Raw genomic sequence first — 15960 nt, forward strand, 5'->3', positions numbered from 1 at the left:
GCAAACCTGTCCTCCCCGCCGTACGCAAATGCACCAAGATTGCTCCGCAATTGCGAGCGCAGCGAAGCAATCCAGGGTGGTGGGCGGAACTCTGGATTGCTTCGCTGCGCTCGCAATGACGGAGGAAAGACCATGGCTCCCGCTCCACCAGCTCGCTGCGCGTCGCCACCGTGCAGCGCCGCGCTCGAAACTGACCCCTCATGGTGAGGAGCGTCGCCCTCGCGACGCGTCTCGAACCATGAGGCCCCAAGCCGCATGGTCTGGGCCTCGCCCTTCGAGACGCCCGCCCAAGGGCGGGCTCCTCAGGGTGAGGGGTGAGACCGTGCGCCAACGGATCGATGCAGAAATCTTGAACTCTCTCCATAAGCACCATGCTCATGGCCAATGCGCAGCGCCGCGCTCGGAACTCAACCCTCATGGTGAGGAGCGTCGCCCTTGCGACGCGTCTCGAACCATGAGGCCCCCCGAACGCGGATCGATCCGCCTGAAACATTCCCGGCGGCCGGCACCACACCGGCCGCCGATCCCCTTCTCATACCGACGAGCAGATGCCGATGTATATCCGTTGCGCTTTCTTCAATGGCCGCGTGAAGCCCGGCCGCGAGGCCGAGTTCACCGCCTATGTCCGCGAGAAGCTGGTGCCGCTGTGGACGCGCTTTCCCGGCGCCGAGGAGGTCCGCGTGCTGCGCCAGGAGGACAGCGACAGCGACGCACAGCGCTACGAGATGGTGCTGGCGATCCGCTATCCCTCGCACGCCGCGATCGAGCAGGCCCTGGCCTCCAAGGTACGCGCCGAGAGCCGCGAGGTGACCGGCGGATTGATGGAGATGTTCGACGGCTCGATCTTCCACACCGTGTTCAAGGCCGACGACTTTCCGCTGCCGACCGACTGACGCACCTCGCCGAGGCCCCTTCATCATGAGCACCTACGACATCCGCGATCCGCGCTTCAAGGCCCTGATCATCGGCCACGCCAAGCTGGAAAAGCTCTGGACCGGCTGTCGCTGGGCCGAGGGCCCCGTCTATGTCCCCGCCGCGAAGTCGCTGCTGTGGTCGGACATTCCCAACGATCGCATCATGCGCTTCGACGAGACCGACGGCTCGGTATCCGTCTTCGAACATCCCTGCGGCTATCACAATGGCCATACGCGCGACGCGCTCGGCCGCGTCATCGCCTGCGAGCATGGCGGCCGGCGCATCTCGCGGCTGGAGCACGACGGCAGCTGGACCGGCCTGATCGACCGCTTCGAGGGCAAGCGCTTCAACTCGCCCAACGATGCCGTGGTGAAGTCGGACGGCACGATCTGGTTCTCCGATCCGACCTACGGCATCGATAGCGCCTATGAGGGCCACGCGGCACAAAGCGAGATCGGCGCCAGCAACGTCTATCGCCTCGATCCGGCGAGCGGGGCCGTCGCCGCCGTCGTCACCGACATGGTGAAGCCGAACGGCCTCGCCTTCTCGCCCGATGAGCGCCTGCTCTACGTCGCCGACACCGGCGCGACGCATGTGCCGGACCTGCCCGCGGTCATCCGTGCCTATGACGTCGCAGCGGGCGGAGACAGCGTCGGCAACGGCCGCGTGTTTGCGACCTCACCGGCCGGCTTCTTCGACGGCTTCCGCGTCGACCGCGGCGGCAACATCTGGACCTCGACCGGCGATGCGGTCGCGATCTACGCGCCCGACAGCACGCTGATCGGCCGCATCCCGGTGCCCGAGATCGTCTCCAACGTGACCTTCGGCGGCCCGAAGCGCAACCGGCTCTACATCACCGCGCAGACGTCGCTCTACGCGATCTTCGTCAATGCCCATGGAATCTAGATGGGACGAACTGACGCGACACGATCATTCGGGCGGCGTTCGCGCCGCCCAATATTCCATCAGCGCGGCCTGGTCCATCGCGCCGAGCCCGACCGCCGTGAGCAGCCGATGGATCTCGGCGCAAACGGCCGTCATCGGCATCGCGATGCCGGTCTGCCGCGCAAGATCCTGCGCGCCGTTGAGATCCTTGACCATGTTGTCGATACGTCCCGTCGGACGATAGTCGCGGTCGACGAAGCGCGGCATGTATTCCTGCAGGATGGCGCTGTCCGCCCGCCCGCCGCGCAGCGCCTGCGGGATCTTCGCGGCATCGACGCCGGCCGCCTGCGCCAGCGCGGTGGCCTCGGCCACCGCCATGAAGTTGAGACCGCACAGTACCTGGTTGATCAGCTTGGTGACCTGCCCCGCGCCGCTCGGCCCCATATGCGTGTAGTTCGACGCCACCTGCGCCAGCACCGCGCGCGCCTCCGCGACATCGGCCGCCTCGCCGCCGGCCATGCAGGTCAGCTGGCCGATGGCAGCCTTGGGCGCGCCGCCCGACAGCGGACTGTCGACCCAGCGCAGTCCTGCGGCCGCGGCATCGGCCGCGAGCGCGCGCGTGGCGTCCGGATCGATTGAGGACATGTCGATGATGAGCGTGCCCTTGCGTGCCCCTGCCGCAACACCGTCGGCACCGAACACGGCCGCGCGCACGATCTTTGCCGAATTGAGACTGAGGATGACGGCGTCGACCTCAGCCGCGGCCTTCGCCGCCGACGCGGCGGCTGTCGCGCCCTGCGCCACCAGAGCCGCGACCTTCGCCGGATCGAGGTCGAACACGACGAGCCGCGTTCCGGTCTGCACCAGCCGCGTGCCGATCGCTCCGCCCATGGCGCCAGCGCCGATCAATGCGACGACACTCGTCATGACAACACTCCGCAACCGAGACGCTGGATGGTTGGACAGCCGGCCTCAGAGCGAGGCGGTGATGCCGCCGTCGACATAGAGCACGTGGCCATTGACGAAGGACGACGCGGGCGACGCCAGGAAGATACAGGCGCCGACGAGCTCCTCGACCTTGCCCCAGCGTCCTGCCGGCGTGCGCTTCTCGAGCCAGGCCGAGAAGGCGGGATCGGCGACCAGGGCGGCATTGAGCGGGGTGTCGAAATAGCCGGGCGCGATGGCGTTGACCTGCAGGCCGTGCTTCGCCCAGTCCGTCGCCATGCCCTTGGTGAGATTGCCGACCGCGCCCTTGGTCGCGGTGTAGGGCGCGATCGATGGCCGCGCCAGCGAGGTCTGCACAGAGGCGATGTTGATGATCTTGCCGGCATGGCGCGCGATCATGTGGCGGGCGCAGGCCTGGCCGACGTTGAACACCGAGGCGATGTTGGTCTGCAGCAGGCGCTGAAACGCCTCCTCGGGAAAATCCTCCAGCGGCGCACGGTGCTGCATGCCGGCGTTGTTGACGAGAATGTCGATCGGCCCGATCTCCGCCTCGAAACGATCCACGGCGGCGCGCGCGGCGGTGTGATCGGTGACGTCGAAGGGCAGTACGCGCGATCCCTTGATCGCGCCGGCAGCAGCCGCGAGCTTGGCTTCATCGCGGCCGTTGAGCACGACCTCTGCGCCGGCGTCCGCCAGACCACGCGCAAGCGCAAGACCGATGCCTTGCGAGGACCCGGTCACCAGGGCACGGCGCCCTGCCAGATCGAACAAGTCGACCGCCACTCTGCTTCCTCCGCCTGCTCGCCTTCATTCATGCTTGCGACGATTATGTTATCGATAACAAGGACTGTCAACGCGAATGCGTCCGACACGTTCATGCGAACGGGAACGGGGCACACCGATCAACGCGGCAAAGCATTGGATCTGCGACGGACTAATTGGATTGGAATCGATTGGACTGGAGCGGGCGAAGGGAATCGAACCCTCGTATGCAGCTTGGGAAGCTGCCGTTCTACCATTGAACTACGCCCGCATGCGTCCATTCCTAACCGAGCCGAGGCATTTCGCCAAGCGGCTTGTTGCCACCGACGTCGGCCGGACGGTAGCGCCCGGCGAGCGCGGTCGCCGGATCGTGATCGACCCGGGTTGCCGCGTGCGGAACGGATGGGGCGGCTGCTGCTTGTGCGTCCGAAGCACTGGCCGCGCGCAATTGCTCGACAATGGGCTGCGATGAACGGCCAGGCCATGGGGAGCTGAGATGCTCAACGACAGCCCCGCCTCTTCGATGCCCGTCAGCGCGAATGTCTTCGCGATCATGTCGCGCCCATCGGCGCTCGACATCTATACGCTGGGCTGCGGCATGTTCCTCACCGGCGCGCCCTGGCTGTTCGGCTTCGTCCGCGGCGCGGGGCGACTCGACGCCGAACTGGTCGGCATCGCCGTGATCGTGCTCTCGGTCGCGGGCGTCCTGGCTTTCGCCGACTGGGAGGAGTGGCTGAAGGTCGCATTGGGACTCTGGCTGATCGCAGCGCCGTGGCTGCTCGGCTTCGTGCATACGCCGGCGATGCATGTGAGCATCGCCATCGGCATCATCGTCGCCTTCCTGAGCCTGCTTGAGCTTTGGCTCGCGCACGATCCCGATTTCGCCGGCGATGAGCATTTGTATTGATCGAGCCGTCACGGTGGAGGGCATGCTGCGCCGCATGCCACCATCGCGGTACCGACGAGAGGGATGCCGAGACGGCGCTTGACAACCATGACCCAAATCAGGGCAAACCCGCCCCTGTCGTGCCGCGCTGTTAACACACTGTTAACAAAGTTGATGCGGGCGATTGTGACAGTGCTATGATTGTGGCGTGGGGTTGGGGTGGCGTCATGGGGCGTGGGTATACGATCTTTGATACGGCCCTCGGCCGTTGTGGCATTGCGTGGAGCGATGCCGGGATCACCGGCGTGCAACTGCCGGAGGCGCGGGAAATCGAGACGCGGCGGCGTTTGTTCCGCCAGTTTCCGGACGCGCGCGAGCAGCGCCCGTGTTCGAATACTGAACTCGCCATCGCAGGCATCACGGCCACGCTGCGCGGGCAGCCTGTCGACTTCTCCAACATCGCGCTCGATCTCAGCGGCGTGACGCCCTTCAACCAGCGGGTCTATGACGCCATTCGCGCCATTCCGCGCGGCGAGACCCGCAGCGCCGACGAACTCGCCACCGAGCTGCACGTGCCGAAGGCGCTGACCTCGATCACGCAGGCGCTGACCAAGAACACGTTCGTACTGATCGTGCCCTGTCACCGCGTGCGCGACATCGGCAATGGCCTCGACAAGCCGTCGCCGAACAGCGGCATCATCTCCAAGCGGCGGCTGCTGTCGCTGGAAGGCGCGCAGCCACAGGCGGGCCTGACCTTGTTCGACGCCCTGCTGGCCCATGACCGGCGGCGCGCCTCATAGCACTCGGTACAGGGCAAAGAATATCTTGCCCGACGCCCTCGTGTTCCCTTCGCGATCCCCTAGATCTTCCGGATGACCGCGACTACCCTGTTCGAGAGCAGCTCCGTCACCGTTTCCGAGTTTCGCTGCACGGCGGCTCCGGGCGAGCAGCCCTATCCTGAGCAATATGCCGGGTACTCGCTGTCCTATGTGAGCAAGGGCAGCTTTGGCTGCCACCATCGCGGCCGCTTCTTCGAGCTGGTCGCCGGCGCCCTGCTGGTCGGATACCCGGGCGACGAGTTCATGTGCACCCATGACCACGTCTGCGGCGATGAGTGCCTGTCCTTTTTCTTCGACGACGCGATCGTCGATGAGATCGGCGGCGGCAGGCCGGCCTGGCAGGCCGGTTCAGTGCCCCCATTGCCGCAGCTCATGGTGCTCGGCGAACTCGCTCAGGCCGTGATGGCCCGCGAAGCGACGATCGGCCTGGACGAGGTCGGATATGAAATCGCGAACCGTTTCGCCGTCGCCGCGACGGGCGAGGCGACGCGCGCTGTGAAACCAAGCCTCCGTGATCGCCGGCGCGCGGTCGAGAGCGCGTTATGGATCGATGATAACTCGGAACACGACATCGATCTTGCGGATGCAGCGCACCAGGCCGGCGTGAGCCCCTTCCACTTCCTGCGCCTGTTCGCGGCGACCGTCGGCGTGACCCCGCATCAATATCTGATCCGTTCGCGGCTGCGCCGCGCCGCGCGCCGCTTGAGCGAGGAAGATACGCCGGTGACGGCCATCGCCTACGACACCGGCTTCGCCGACCTGTCCAACTTCACCCGCACCTTCACGCGCGCCGCCGGTGTCTCTCCGTTGAAATTCCGCCAGGCGTCGCGAGGCGATCGCAAGATTTTCCAAGACCGGATCGACCGGCATGGATGAGATGGTCCCATGCGCGCGACAGCCGCATGCGAAGCATGGAGATCATCGATGTACGATCATATCGGCCTGAAGGTCAGCAATCTCGACGCCAGCGTCCGCTTCTACACCGCCGCCCTCGCGCCGCTCGGCCACATTCTCTGCACGAAGGACGAAGCCTCGGCGGGCATCGGCCCCAAGGGCGAGCCGGCGCTGTGGCTCTATCTCGACAAGGGTGCGAACAACGGCGCGGCGCATATCGCATTCCGAGCAGCCGACCACAAAGCGGTTGCCGGATTCCACAGCGAGGGCCTGAAGGCCGGCGGCAGCGATAACGGCGGCGCCGGACCGCGCGCGGACTACAGCCCGACCTACTACGCGGCGTTCCTGATCGACCCCGACGGCAACAATATCGAAGCCGTTTGTCCGTGAGGCTGCCTATGGCATCGATTCAGCAAGACATCCCGATCGCTGCTGCCGCCGACGCGGTGTGGGATGCGGTCCGCGATTTCGGTGCGGTTCATGTCAGGCTGGCACCCGGCTTCGTCATCGACACCCGGCTCGACGGCGACGTCCGCGTCGTGAGCTTCGCCAACGGCAACGTCGTGCGCGAACGCCTCGTCGACAGCGACGAGCGCCGTCAGAGGCTCGTCTACGTGGCGTCCAGCGAGCGCGTGATCCACCACAACGCGTCGATGCAGATCATCCCCGAGGGCGAGCAGCACTGCCGGATGATCTGGATCACCGACGTGCTGCCGCACGAGATCGCATCCTACATCGCCCAGCAGATGGAGCTCGGCGCGCGAGCCATGCAGAAAGCATTGGGGAGACCCCGGCTGAGATAGACCCGGCTCACTGCGAAACAGAGCTGCGCTCGGCCGCGACGCTGGCCGGGCGCAGCAGCATCGCCGCCGGCTTTGGACCCCAGCGGGTCAGCATGACGCTGGTAAGCGTCAGCACGCCGAGCAGGACCATCGAAACCGCCGCCAATGCGAAGAACTGGCCTTCGGTTGCGGCATGGCTCAAGAGATAGCTCCCGCCCACGGCGATGAAGACGAGCCGCGCCGTCTGCGCCAGCACCGGTCCGATCACCTTGGCGGCGCCTTGCGACGAAAAATACATGGCGATCGCGAGACCGATAAAGGCATACATCGGGGCTGCGATCTGCAGATAATGCCGACCGGCGCTGCGCGCGCTCTCGTCCTGCGTGAAGATGTCGACCCACAGCTGCGGGACGATGGCGATGATTGTGGAGAGCACGCCCATCGCCGAGAACGACACGAGGCCGGCGGTCCAGGCGATCCGACGGGCCCGCGCGATGTGTCCGGCGCCGATCGCCATGCCGACCATCGGCACAGAAGCCATGCCGATCGAGAAGCCGACCGTCGTCATCATGAATTCCAGCCGTGCGCCGATGCCATAGCCGGCGAGTACCGCGGTGCCGAAGCCCGCGAGCATGTGCGTGAAGATCGCGATCGAGAGCACCGATTGCAACGGCGAAAAGCAGGCGACCGCGCCGACCTTGAGGATGTCGGCGAACATCGCCCGGCTGATCTTCAGCCCCCGCAGCTTCGGCCGCACCCGCGCACGTCCCGAGAACAGGTACCAGCCCATCACCGAGATGCTGACGCTGAAGGCGAGCAGCGCGCCGGCTGCAACACCGCGCATGCCGAGTCCAAGACCGAGGCTCAGCGTTCCGCCGAGCACGATCTGCAGCATCGCCGAGCTCAGGATCATGAACGACGGCAGCTTCATGTTGCCGGTGCCGCGCAGAATGCCGGCCATGGAGTTCATCAGCCACGGCAGCATCGCGCCGCCGAAGAAGATCTGCAGATAGGCGACGGCATGATCCAGCACCGCGCCGCGGCCGCCGAGTGTCTCCAACAGCGCGGGGCCGAACACGAGCATGCCGACCAGGAAGGTCGCGCCGAACGACAGCGCGATCAGCAGCGCGTGCGAGGCAAGCGTGGAGGCGCGCTCCGTCTCGCCGGCGCCGAGCGCCCGCGCAATGGCCGAGGCGACACCGCCGCCCATGGCGCCGCCGGACATCGTCATGGTCAGGATCACCAGCGGGAAGACCAGCGCCATGGCGGCCAGGGCCTCGATGCCGAGGCGGCCGATATAGGAGGTCTCGGCAATGACGACGCAGGTTCCGGCGGAGTTCGCGATGAGGTTGGGCCACGCCAGCGACAGCAGCGTCTTCAGGATCGGACCATCGGCCACCGCATTCCGGGCCGGCTTGTCGGCCGGCGGCAAGTTGCGGCCTTCGCCGACCGGATTATCGGCCAGGCCGATCTCGGACATTTTCGCTCCCCGCCTGCGCGCGCGGCGCAGCACTGCTATCGTTCCAGCTTTCCTAGCACAGTGCGGAATCGCGCCATGTGCGGCGGGCGCATTGCGGGTCCGCGCGCGGCGCGCAGCCGGCTAGAGGCGGAAGTGCTTGGAGAGCTTCAGGCCCTGGGCCTGGTAGTTGGAGCCGATGCGGCTGCCATACATCGCGTTCGGCCGCGCCAGCATCCTCTCATAGACGAGCCGGCCGACGATCTGGCCGTGCTCCAGGATGAACGGCACCTCGCGCGAGCGCACCTCGAGCACCGCGCGCGAGCCCTGCCCGCCGGCGCCGGCATAGCCGAAGCCGGGGTCGAAAAAACCGGCATAATGGACGCGGAATTCGCCGACCAGCGGATCGAACGGCACCATCTCCGCGGCGTAGTCCGGCGGGACCTGCACCGCTTCCTTCGAGGCCAGAATGTAGAACTCGCCGGGATCCAGGATGAGGCTGCCGTCGGGGCGCGCCTTGATCGGCTCCCAGAACTCCTCGACCGGATAGCCACCGCGGCGGTCGACATCGACGACGCCGGTATGGCGCTTGGCGCGGTAGCCGACGAAGCCGTTGGCATTGCTGCCGGAGAGATCAACGGACAGCGCGACGCCGCCGTTGAGATCGGCGTCGTCGCGATCGACCAGCCGCTCGGCGTCATGCAGCGCGATCAGCTCATCTTCGGACAAGACGGCGTCGCGGTAACGGAAGCGGACCTGCGACAGGCGGGAGCCTTCGCGCAACAAGACGGGGAACGTCTTCGGGCTGATCTCGGCATAGAGCGGGCCGTGATAGCCGGCGCCGATCATGTCGAAGCGGCGGGTGCCGTCGGCGATCACGCGGGTGAACACGTCCAGCCGGCCGGTCGAGCTCTTCGGATTGGCGGCGGCGACGATGTCCTTCGGCAGCGCCAGGCTCTCCAGCAGCGGCACGATGTAGACGCAGTTGGTCTCGAGCACCGCACCGTCGGCGAGCGCGATCTCGTGCAGCTTCAATTCGTCGATGCGCTCGGCGACCGTCGATCCCGGCCCGGGCAGAAAGCTCGCCCGCACCCGGTAGGCGACGTCGCCGAGCCGCAGGTCCAGGCTCGCGGGCTGGATCTGGCTCTCGACGAAATCGTATTCCGGGATGATCAGGCCAGCCTCGGCCATCGCCACGATCATGCGGTCGGGCAGGATGCCATGGGCGTCGGCGGGAAGCGAAAACGGCAAGACCTGATCCTTTGCAGGCGCCGGAATGGCGGCTATGCGAGCCTATATAGGGTCTTTTTACCGGTTATCCGATGGCTGGCTTGACGGAAAGGCCGGGTGCGACTAAGAGCACGACTTATCCCGTGGTGATTTGAGCCGGCCGGCTTGCAGCCACGTTAAATAAGTCGCTAAACAGGCCGGGGACGATTGTGATCCCGGCCGTGAGGAGTTTTCCCAGGCCGGTTTTTTTGTGCCCGTCGCGTGAAGCGCGGTGGTCACGATGGAGGTCACATGTCCAATTCTCCTGCGTCCACTTCTCCCGCGTCGAAGTCCCCCGCGAAGGCCCCGGCATCGTTCGCCAATTATCGTCCCGAAACCCGGCTGGTGCATTCCGGCGGCCTGCGTTCCGAATTCGGCGAGACGGCCGAGGCGCTCTACCTCACCCAGGGCTTCGTCTACGCCTCCGCCGAAGAGTGCGAGGCGCGCTTCAAGGGCGAGGATCCCGGCTTCATCTATTCGCGCTTCTCCAACCCGACCACGGCGATGTTCGAGCGCCGCATGATCGAACTGGAAGGCGCCGAGGCCTGCCGCTCGGCCGCGACCGGCATGGCCGCGGTCACCACCGCCATCCTCGCGCCCCTGCGCGCCGGCGACCATGTCGTCGCGGCGAAGGCGCTGTTCGGCTCCTGCCGCTACGTGGTCGAAGACCTGCTGCCGCGCTACGGCATCGAGTCGACGCTGGTCGACGGGCTCGATCTCGACCAGTGGCAGAAGGCGGTCAGGCCCAACACCAAGTCGTTCTTCCTGGAGAGCCCGACCAATCCGACGCTGGACGTGATGGACATTCCCGCGATCGCCGAGATCGCGCATGCGCATGGCGCGCGGCTGATCGTCGACAACGTGTTCGCGACGCCGATCTGGCAGAGCCCGCTGGCCCTCGGCGCCGACGTCGTCGTGTACTCCGCCACCAAGCACATCGATGGCCAGGGCCGCTGTCTCGGCGGCGTGATCCTGTCGTCGGAGGCGTTCATCGCCGAGCACATCCACAACTTCATGCGCCAGACCGGCCCGTCGATCTCGCCGTTCAATGCCTGGGTGCTGCTCAAGGGCCTTGAGACCCTGGCAGTGCGTGTGCGCGCGCAGACTGATACGGCGGCGAAGGTGGCGGACTTCCTCGCCGCGCATCCGAAGATTTCGCGGCTGATCTATCCGGGCCGCGAGGACCATCCGCAGGCGGCGACGGTCAGGAAGCAGATGCGGGCCGGCTCGACGCTGGTCGGCTTCGAGGTCAAGGGCGGCAAGGCCGGCGCGTTCCGCACGCTCAACGGACTCAAGCTCGCGCGGATCTCCAACAATCTCGGCGACTCCAAGACGCTGGTCACGCATCCCGCGACGACGACGCATCAGCGGCTGACGCCGGAGGCGCGCGCCGAGCTCGGCATCAGCGAGGGCTTCATCCGCTTCTCCGCGGGGCTCGAGCATGCCGATGATCTGATCGAGGATCTCGACGCGGCCCTGCGGGCCGCGTAGCGCCTTAGGACAGTCGTATTTGACGAGCGCGGTGGTGCGCTCGTCCGTCTCCGCATCGTCATGGCCGGGCTTGTCCCGCCTGGGCGGCCGAAGCCGGCGCGGCGAAGGCCCGGCCACCCACGTCGATCGGCGCACTGAGAACGACGTGGATGCCCGGGACAAGCCCGGGCATGACGGCGTAAGTAACTACGGGGATATGTCGGTTGCGACAGCCCCGGATTTCCATATCCGGCGGTCCTGCTACTCGCCCTCGTCACATCGGCCGGTAGGTCAGCACGTCGCCAGGTGCGTTGACGCCGAGCTTCACCTGGCCGACCGAGCGGATGATGTCGTCGCCGAGCAGCTGGGCGAAGCAGGCATAGCCCCAGTCGCTCATGTGCAGGCCATCCGAGATGACGAACTCGTTCATCGGAATCGCCTGGCGCTCGTGCCAGTCGCGCATCACCTCGAAGCGCGGGAAGATACCGGCTTGGCGCAGCTCGGCGATGCGGCCGAGCAGCTTGTTCATGCGGCTGGCATTCTCCGAGCGCTCGTTGACGCGCGGCGAATATTGCAGATCGACCAGAACGACGTCCGACGCCGCCGCCTGGATCTTGGCGACACCGTCTTCGACCAGCTTGGCCGTCTCGGTCGGATCGAGATCGCGCAGCACGGCATTGGTGCCGACCTGCCAGATCACCAGGTCCGGATGACGGTCGATCACCGAGCTCTCGATCCGCTTCATCATTTCAGGCGCGTCCTCGCCGCCGACGCCGGCATTGATCACGCTGATGTCGGCCATCGGATATTGCCGGCGCAGCTGCGCCGCGAGCCGGCTCGGATAGGTGTAGTCCGGCCCGCTGGCGCCATAGCCTTGGGTGGACGACGAGCCGAACGCGACGATCACGACCGGCAGGCCGGAGGCTAATTTGTTGGCGACGTGCGGCAGCGAGATGAAGTTCTTCTTCGCCACGCCCTTCGGCGGCAGGCACGGCACGCGGTTGAAGATGTCGGACGCGGATTTCGCGACCTGCTTGACCTTGTCGATCGCGCGCTCGGTGATGCTGCGCGACGGCGCGGCGACCGATTGCACGGCTGTTGCAGGCGCGTTCGCGTCGGAGGACGTCGTCGCGGGCGGCTGGCTCGCCGGCGCCGGATTGGTCACGGCCGATGGATGCACGGCGGCGATCTGCCCCGGCCCCTGGCTGCCGGCCTGAGCGACGGTGATGTGGCCGATCGTGGAACGGAGCTCACTGATGGGCGCAGCCTCTGTGTCCGCAGCCGACGCGGGCTGCGCCGCGCTCTGCGCATGCGCGAATTGCGGGCTGAACGAGAGTACGAGCACCATGGCAGCAACGGCCGAGAGCTTCTCCCATGTTCCGGATACGCGGTGACAGCTGAAAGTCATGGACACGGCGAATCCTAGTTCTGCTGCGCCGGGCTGAGATGCGCCGCGTCGATGATGAACTTCGACAGCGCCCGGCCGAGGCAGTCGTGGACCTGCTTGGCCAGCTCGATCCCGTGCGTCGGATTGAACAGGTCGAAATCGCCCTGCTCGTTCCATTGCCGCATGATGGCAAAGCGGTCGAACAGCGGGATGTCGCGCTGCTGCGCCACCACCCGCATGTTGTCGATGTAGGGCGGCACGGAGATCAGCGTTTCCGTCCGCGGGCTGTATTGCAGATTCATCAAGATGACATCGGCTCCCGCATTCTGCAGCGTCCCAACACCGTCATTGACCGCCTGACGGAACTCATCAGGATCGATGGACCGCATGGCATCGACCGTACCGGTCTGCCATATGACCAAATTAGGCCTCTTTCCTTCCACCAGTTTAACAAGATTGCCAGCGATTTCCTCAGCCGTCTTCTTCGGCTGCAGTTCGACGCTGACATTGACGGTGATGGACGGCAGCTTGTCCTTGAGTGTGGCCTGCAGGCGCGCGGGGTAGGCGTTGCCGTCGGAGGCGCTGACGATCGTCGACGAGCGGCTTCCGATGACCAGAATGTCGAGCGTCCGGCCGTTCTTGACGGCCTCTGCAACCTTCGGCAGCGGGCTCTCGGTCGTCAACAGGTAGGCCGGCACCTCGCAGGTCTGCGGTGCCTCTTCGGCGCGCACAGAGGCCGCCAGCGAGACCGCCAGCGCCGCGATACCAAACCTTAACCACGAGACGGACTTCATCAGCCCCCTCCCGCCAGATCGGCGTTGGCGCGCACACCTTTTCGCGCCGCACCCTTATCGGCCTCACGCTTGTACCACGAAATCAGCGAGGCAACGCCCCACATGGCGAGGATGCCGCACAGGCTGATCATCGCGTGCATCATGGCGCCGCCTGACACTTCGGCAAGTACGAAGTGGCCCGCGAAGGCCAGAAACACGCCGAGACAGAAGATCTCCAGCGAGTGTTGCCCGCAAACAATCAGCGGACGCAGCCAGCGCGATTTCAACAGCGGCCAATCCTTGGGCAGATAGTGCACCGTGAGTGCTGCGAGAGCGAGGAAATGCGCGAACCGCAGCACGTCCAGATCGGTCTTGTCGATCGGATACATCCACTGCTCGATTCGGCGCGGCATCAGATGGCCGAGCTGCGGGATGTACCAGGTCAAGGTGACGAAGAAGGCGGCGACCAGATAGGCGACGCAGATCCCGAGCGTGACCGGTGAGTTGAGGATGCGCGACATCCGCTTGGCGCCGCCTAGCGCACACCAGGCGCCGAACACGAACAGGAGCTGCCAGGCGAACGGATTGAAGGCCCAGAACCCGTTCGGATAGGCCGACAGATAGAGATCGAACTCCCAGGTGACCGCGTACAGGACGACGGACAGCGCCAGGGTGAAATCCGGACGCCATCGCATCAGCCACAGGATCAGCGGCAGGAACAGCATCAGCACGATGTACAGCGGCAGCACGTCCATGTTGACGGGCCGGAAGCGCAGGATCAGCGCCTGCACGATCGTCACGTCGGGCTGCTTCAGGAAGTCCATGATCCCCATCTCTTCGGTGTAGAGCGGGTTCTCGAAGCTGGTCGCGACGTAGGAGATTTCGGCGAGGAAGATCGTGAACAGGAAGACGTGGGCGACGTAGATCTGCCAGACGCGGCGCAGGATGCGCGCGGTGGCGACGATGAAGCCGGCATCCTCCATCGCCCGTCCATAAACGAAGGCCGCGGTGTAGCCGGAGATGAAGATGAAGATCTCGGTGGCGTCCGAGAAGCCGTAATTGCGGATCGTGAACCAGGTCAGCAGGTTCGGCGGCAGGTGGTCGATGAAGATCAGCCACAGGGCCAGCCCGCGGAACAGGTCGAGCCTGAGCTCGCGCTCGCCGACCGCCGGGAAGCTGATCTTGGACGTAATCTTGGGCGCAGCCGTGCTCACGGGCGCCGCAGGGCTCGCCGCCGCGGCGGTCTCGGCAGCTGGCGCGGGCACCGCAGCGGCTCCGGGGACGGATGGTCCGGCAAGGCGATCGGCAATCGACGTCATCAGGCACCACGTCAAGGCTGCCAGCCTTCGAGGCCCGGCAGGTGAAATGTAGGGCTGCGCAATTTTTGCGCAAGCGATGAAGGACTTATCCGCTGGGCCGTGCCCAGTTTTCCGGCCCTTGCGGACCGTCCGCAACCATCGCGCGACGCAGGACCATCCGATGGCTCCCGTAACGCTGCCGACCGCGATCGCAAGCCGCGCCGGACCTGTGGCAAAGGCTCGCATGCGGATGGCAGAGTCCGTGATTCTGGTGCCATAATCCGGAACTGTGTTGAAAGCACGATGGCGTTACGATTGGTTCCGCGCCCGCTTTCCGCTACAATGCATCCATGTACCGCGCCGTGACTCGCCACATCGAAGTGACTGTCGAACCGAACTTCCTGCCAGAGAAGTCGTCGGTCGCGGATGGCCGCTGGTTCTGGTCCTACACCGTCACAATCACCAATTCCGGCGCGGAGACCGTGCAACTGCGCAGCCGGCACTGGATCATCACCGACGGTGCGGGCCGGCAGCAGGAGGTGCGCGGCGAGGGCGTGGTCGGCGAGCAGCCGGTGCTCGCGCCGGGCGAGCGCTTCGAATACACCTCCGGGGTGCCGCTCACTACCGCCTCCGGCTTCATGTCCGGCTCCTACCAGATGGAAAGCGCGAGCGGCGAAAGGTTCGACATCGCGGTGCCGGCGTTCTCGCTGGACAGCCCGGACGGCGGCAAGCGAGTGTTGAATTAGGTCGAGATGCGATCCCGCTCTCCTGACACGGTATCCGTCACCTGGCGCGGCTCCCGTTTTCACTGACTTACAAGCTCGCACGCGGCTGATGACTCCACCGCCGTCGTCCCGGGCAAGCGTCCGGCGACGCGCCAGCGTTGGCGGATGCGCCGACCCGGGACCCATAACCACAGGGTCCGGTTTGGCGACGGCTGGAGCGGCGATCTTGTCTCACCACGACCGCCGGTGGTCATGGGTCCCGGCTCGAGGCCGGGACGACGCCGTTTGTGCCGAAGCGAATGCGTAACACCGCGTCTTCCTGATTGACGTCACAGCTTCCCGTCCCCGCCGCGCATGTCGCGCCCGAGTTGTGTCCAATCGTCCGCCCTCTCGAACAGAGGGCGCAGGGAGAGCCAGGCCTCGGCTGAGGCCTGCGGCCCGCCTGCGAGAAAAAATGCAGGCGGCAGGTACCACAGGTTCAGCCGGAACGACCCGGCCCTCCCTGCGCGATCGGTTTTAACGGCTGCTTCGCGTTCTCCCTGGTGCGCCGGGCTGTCTGGCCACCATGCCGCGACAATGCGCTGACGCGCATTGCGCGGGCGATATCAGCATCGGGATATCAGGACCGCGCGACTTGACCGTGCGTGCACCACCGTTCGTCCGCGCAGGAGACC

Annotated in this window: 16 protein-coding genes, 1 tRNA gene and 1 riboswitch; of the genes, 9 read left to right on the forward strand and 8 right to left on the reverse strand. The window is 65.8% G+C overall.

Going from position 1 to position 15960, the window contains the following annotated elements; translation table 11 throughout:
* Positions 1 to 554 precede the first annotated feature (554 nt).
* Positions 555 to 893: a putative antibiotic biosynthesis monooxygenase gene (locus BRAS3809_RS04380; protein WP_008960896.1), complete on the forward strand. Its 339-nt coding sequence runs from the start codon at positions 555 to 557 to the stop codon at positions 891 to 893.
* Positions 894 to 918: 25 nt separating this feature from the next.
* Complete coding sequence (locus tag BRAS3809_RS04385) at positions 919 to 1821, forward strand: SMP-30/gluconolactonase/LRE family protein (RefSeq protein ID WP_008960897.1); 903 nt, start codon at positions 919 to 921, stop codon at positions 1819 to 1821.
* Positions 1822 to 1845: 24 nt separating this feature from the next.
* Here BRAS3809_RS04385 and BRAS3809_RS04390 read toward each other — a convergent pair whose 3' ends face one another.
* The 3 genes from BRAS3809_RS04390 to BRAS3809_RS04400 all read right to left on the reverse strand — a co-directional run bounded on the left by BRAS3809_RS04390 (position 1846) and on the right by BRAS3809_RS04400 (position 3778).
* On the reverse strand, positions 1846 to 2727 hold the full coding sequence (locus BRAS3809_RS04390; protein ID WP_008960898.1) for an NAD(P)-dependent oxidoreductase: 882 nt from the start codon (positions 2725 to 2727) through the stop codon (positions 1846 to 1848).
* A gap of 45 nt (positions 2728 to 2772) precedes the next feature.
* Positions 2773 to 3528, reverse strand: a complete 756-nt coding sequence (locus BRAS3809_RS04395) for an SDR family oxidoreductase (RefSeq protein WP_008960899.1) — start codon at positions 3526 to 3528, stop codon at positions 2773 to 2775.
* Positions 3529 to 3704: 176 nt separating this feature from the next.
* A tRNA-Gly gene (locus BRAS3809_RS04400) sits at positions 3705 to 3778 on the reverse strand.
* A 225-nt stretch (positions 3779 to 4003) separates the two neighbouring features.
* Between BRAS3809_RS04400 and BRAS3809_RS04405 the strand changes: the two genes are divergently transcribed.
* The 5 genes from BRAS3809_RS04405 (at position 4004) to BRAS3809_RS04425 (ending at position 6929) form a co-directional block, all read left to right on the forward strand.
* On the forward strand, positions 4004 to 4414 hold the full coding sequence (locus tag BRAS3809_RS04405; protein ID WP_008960900.1) for an SPW repeat protein: 411 nt from the start codon (positions 4004 to 4006) through the stop codon (positions 4412 to 4414).
* A gap of 206 nt (positions 4415 to 4620) precedes the next feature.
* Positions 4621 to 5193 (forward strand): methylated-DNA--[protein]-cysteine S-methyltransferase, encoded by a 573-nt coding sequence (locus tag BRAS3809_RS04410; protein WP_008960901.1) that lies wholly within the window; start codon positions 4621 to 4623, stop codon positions 5191 to 5193.
* Between the two features lie 72 nt (positions 5194 to 5265).
* Positions 5266 to 6108 carry a helix-turn-helix transcriptional regulator gene (locus tag BRAS3809_RS04415; protein WP_008960902.1) on the forward strand — a complete coding sequence of 281 codons (843 nt, stop codon included), beginning with the start codon at positions 5266 to 5268 and terminating at the stop codon, positions 6106 to 6108.
* 48 nt (positions 6109 to 6156) lie between these two features.
* Positions 6157 to 6516, forward strand: a complete 360-nt coding sequence (locus tag BRAS3809_RS04420) for a VOC family protein (RefSeq protein ID WP_008960903.1) — start codon at positions 6157 to 6159, stop codon at positions 6514 to 6516.
* Between the two features lie 8 nt (positions 6517 to 6524).
* Positions 6525 to 6929 (forward strand): SRPBCC family protein, encoded by a 405-nt coding sequence (locus BRAS3809_RS04425; protein WP_008960904.1) that lies wholly within the window; start codon positions 6525 to 6527, stop codon positions 6927 to 6929.
* Positions 6930 to 6936: 7 nt separating this feature from the next.
* On the opposite strand, the gene BRAS3809_RS04430 is transcribed toward BRAS3809_RS04425, so the two are convergent.
* Positions 6937 to 8388, reverse strand: coding sequence for an MATE family efflux transporter (locus BRAS3809_RS04430; protein ID WP_008960905.1), 1452 nt, complete (start codon positions 8386 to 8388; stop codon positions 6937 to 6939).
* A gap of 120 nt (positions 8389 to 8508) precedes the next feature.
* A complete protein-coding gene (locus BRAS3809_RS04435) occupies positions 8509 to 9615 on the reverse strand; it encodes a 2'-deoxycytidine 5'-triphosphate deaminase (protein WP_008960906.1) in 1107 nt (368 codons plus the stop codon).
* A gap of 112 nt (positions 9616 to 9727) precedes the next feature.
* Positions 9728 to 9807, forward strand: a riboswitch (SAM riboswitch).
* Between the two features lie 78 nt (positions 9808 to 9885).
* On the opposite strand from BRAS3809_RS04435, the gene BRAS3809_RS04440 reads away from it, so the two are divergent.
* A complete protein-coding gene (locus BRAS3809_RS04440; protein WP_008960907.1) occupies positions 9886 to 11124 on the forward strand; it encodes an O-succinylhomoserine sulfhydrylase in 1239 nt (412 codons plus the stop codon).
* Positions 11125 to 11377: 253 nt separating this feature from the next.
* Here the strand turns inward: BRAS3809_RS04440 and BRAS3809_RS04445 are convergent, their stop codons facing one another.
* The 3 genes from BRAS3809_RS04445 to BRAS3809_RS04455 are packed head-to-tail and all read right to left on the reverse strand — an operon-like array spanning position 11378 to position 14582.
* Positions 11378 to 12511: a GDSL-type esterase/lipase family protein gene (locus BRAS3809_RS04445; RefSeq protein WP_008960908.1), complete on the reverse strand. Its 1134-nt coding sequence runs from the start codon at positions 12509 to 12511 to the stop codon at positions 11378 to 11380.
* A gap of 14 nt (positions 12512 to 12525) precedes the next feature.
* On the reverse strand, positions 12526 to 13284 hold the full coding sequence (locus tag BRAS3809_RS04450) for an SGNH/GDSL hydrolase family protein (RefSeq protein WP_008960909.1): 759 nt from the start codon (positions 13282 to 13284) through the stop codon (positions 12526 to 12528).
* Positions 13284 to 14582 carry an OpgC domain-containing protein gene (locus tag BRAS3809_RS04455; RefSeq protein WP_008960910.1) on the reverse strand — a complete coding sequence of 433 codons (1299 nt, stop codon included), beginning with the start codon at positions 14580 to 14582 and terminating at the stop codon, positions 13284 to 13286. Before BRAS3809_RS04455 ends, BRAS3809_RS04450 begins: the two co-directional genes overlap by 1 nt.
* A gap of 329 nt (positions 14583 to 14911) precedes the next feature.
* Here BRAS3809_RS04455 and apaG point away from each other — a divergent pair, with 329 nt between their 5' ends.
* Positions 14912 to 15307 carry a Co2+/Mg2+ efflux facilitator ApaG/CorD gene (gene apaG / locus BRAS3809_RS04460; protein WP_008960911.1) on the forward strand — a complete coding sequence of 132 codons (396 nt, stop codon included), beginning with the start codon at positions 14912 to 14914 and terminating at the stop codon, positions 15305 to 15307.
* Positions 15308 to 15960 lie beyond the last annotated feature (653 nt).

Source organism: Bradyrhizobium sp. STM 3809 (genome assembly GCF_000239795.1).
Lineage (GTDB): Bacteria > Pseudomonadota > Alphaproteobacteria > Rhizobiales > Xanthobacteraceae > Bradyrhizobium.

What these genes read in the sequence shown, in the direction of transcription:
- BRAS3809_RS04380 (WP_008960896.1), top strand. Translation starts at nt 555, where the DNA reads ATGTATATCCGTTGCGCTTTCTTCAATGGCCGCGTGAAGCCCGGCCGC.
- BRAS3809_RS04385 (WP_008960897.1), top strand. Translation starts at nt 919, where the DNA reads ATGAGCACCTACGACATCCGCGATCCGCGCTTCAAGGCCCTGATCATC.
- BRAS3809_RS04390 (WP_008960898.1), bottom strand. Translation starts at nt 2,727, where the DNA reads ATGACGAGTGTCGTCGCATTGATCGGCGCTGGCGCCATGGGCGGAGCG.
- BRAS3809_RS04405 (WP_008960900.1), top strand. Translation starts at nt 4,004, where the DNA reads ATGCTCAACGACAGCCCCGCCTCTTCGATGCCCGTCAGCGCGAATGTC.
- BRAS3809_RS04410 (WP_008960901.1), top strand. Translation starts at nt 4,621, where the DNA reads ATGGGGCGTGGGTATACGATCTTTGATACGGCCCTCGGCCGTTGTGGC.
- BRAS3809_RS04415 (WP_008960902.1), top strand. Translation starts at nt 5,266, where the DNA reads ATGACCGCGACTACCCTGTTCGAGAGCAGCTCCGTCACCGTTTCCGAG.
- BRAS3809_RS04420 (WP_008960903.1), top strand. Translation starts at nt 6,157, where the DNA reads ATGTACGATCATATCGGCCTGAAGGTCAGCAATCTCGACGCCAGCGTC.
- BRAS3809_RS04425 (WP_008960904.1), top strand. Translation starts at nt 6,525, where the DNA reads ATGGCATCGATTCAGCAAGACATCCCGATCGCTGCTGCCGCCGACGCG.
- BRAS3809_RS04430 (WP_008960905.1), bottom strand. Translation starts at nt 8,388, where the DNA reads ATGTCCGAGATCGGCCTGGCCGATAATCCGGTCGGCGAAGGCCGCAAC.
- BRAS3809_RS04440 (WP_008960907.1), top strand. Translation starts at nt 9,886, where the DNA reads ATGTCCAATTCTCCTGCGTCCACTTCTCCCGCGTCGAAGTCCCCCGCG.
- BRAS3809_RS04445 (WP_008960908.1), bottom strand. Translation starts at nt 12,511, where the DNA reads ATGACTTTCAGCTGTCACCGCGTATCCGGAACATGGGAGAAGCTCTCG.
- BRAS3809_RS04450 (WP_008960909.1), bottom strand. Translation starts at nt 13,284, where the DNA reads ATGAAGTCCGTCTCGTGGTTAAGGTTTGGTATCGCGGCGCTGGCGGTC.
- BRAS3809_RS04455 (WP_008960910.1), bottom strand. Translation starts at nt 14,582, where the DNA reads ATGACGTCGATTGCCGATCGCCTTGCCGGACCATCCGTCCCCGGAGCC.
- apaG (WP_008960911.1), top strand. Translation starts at nt 14,912, where the DNA reads ATGTACCGCGCCGTGACTCGCCACATCGAAGTGACTGTCGAACCGAAC.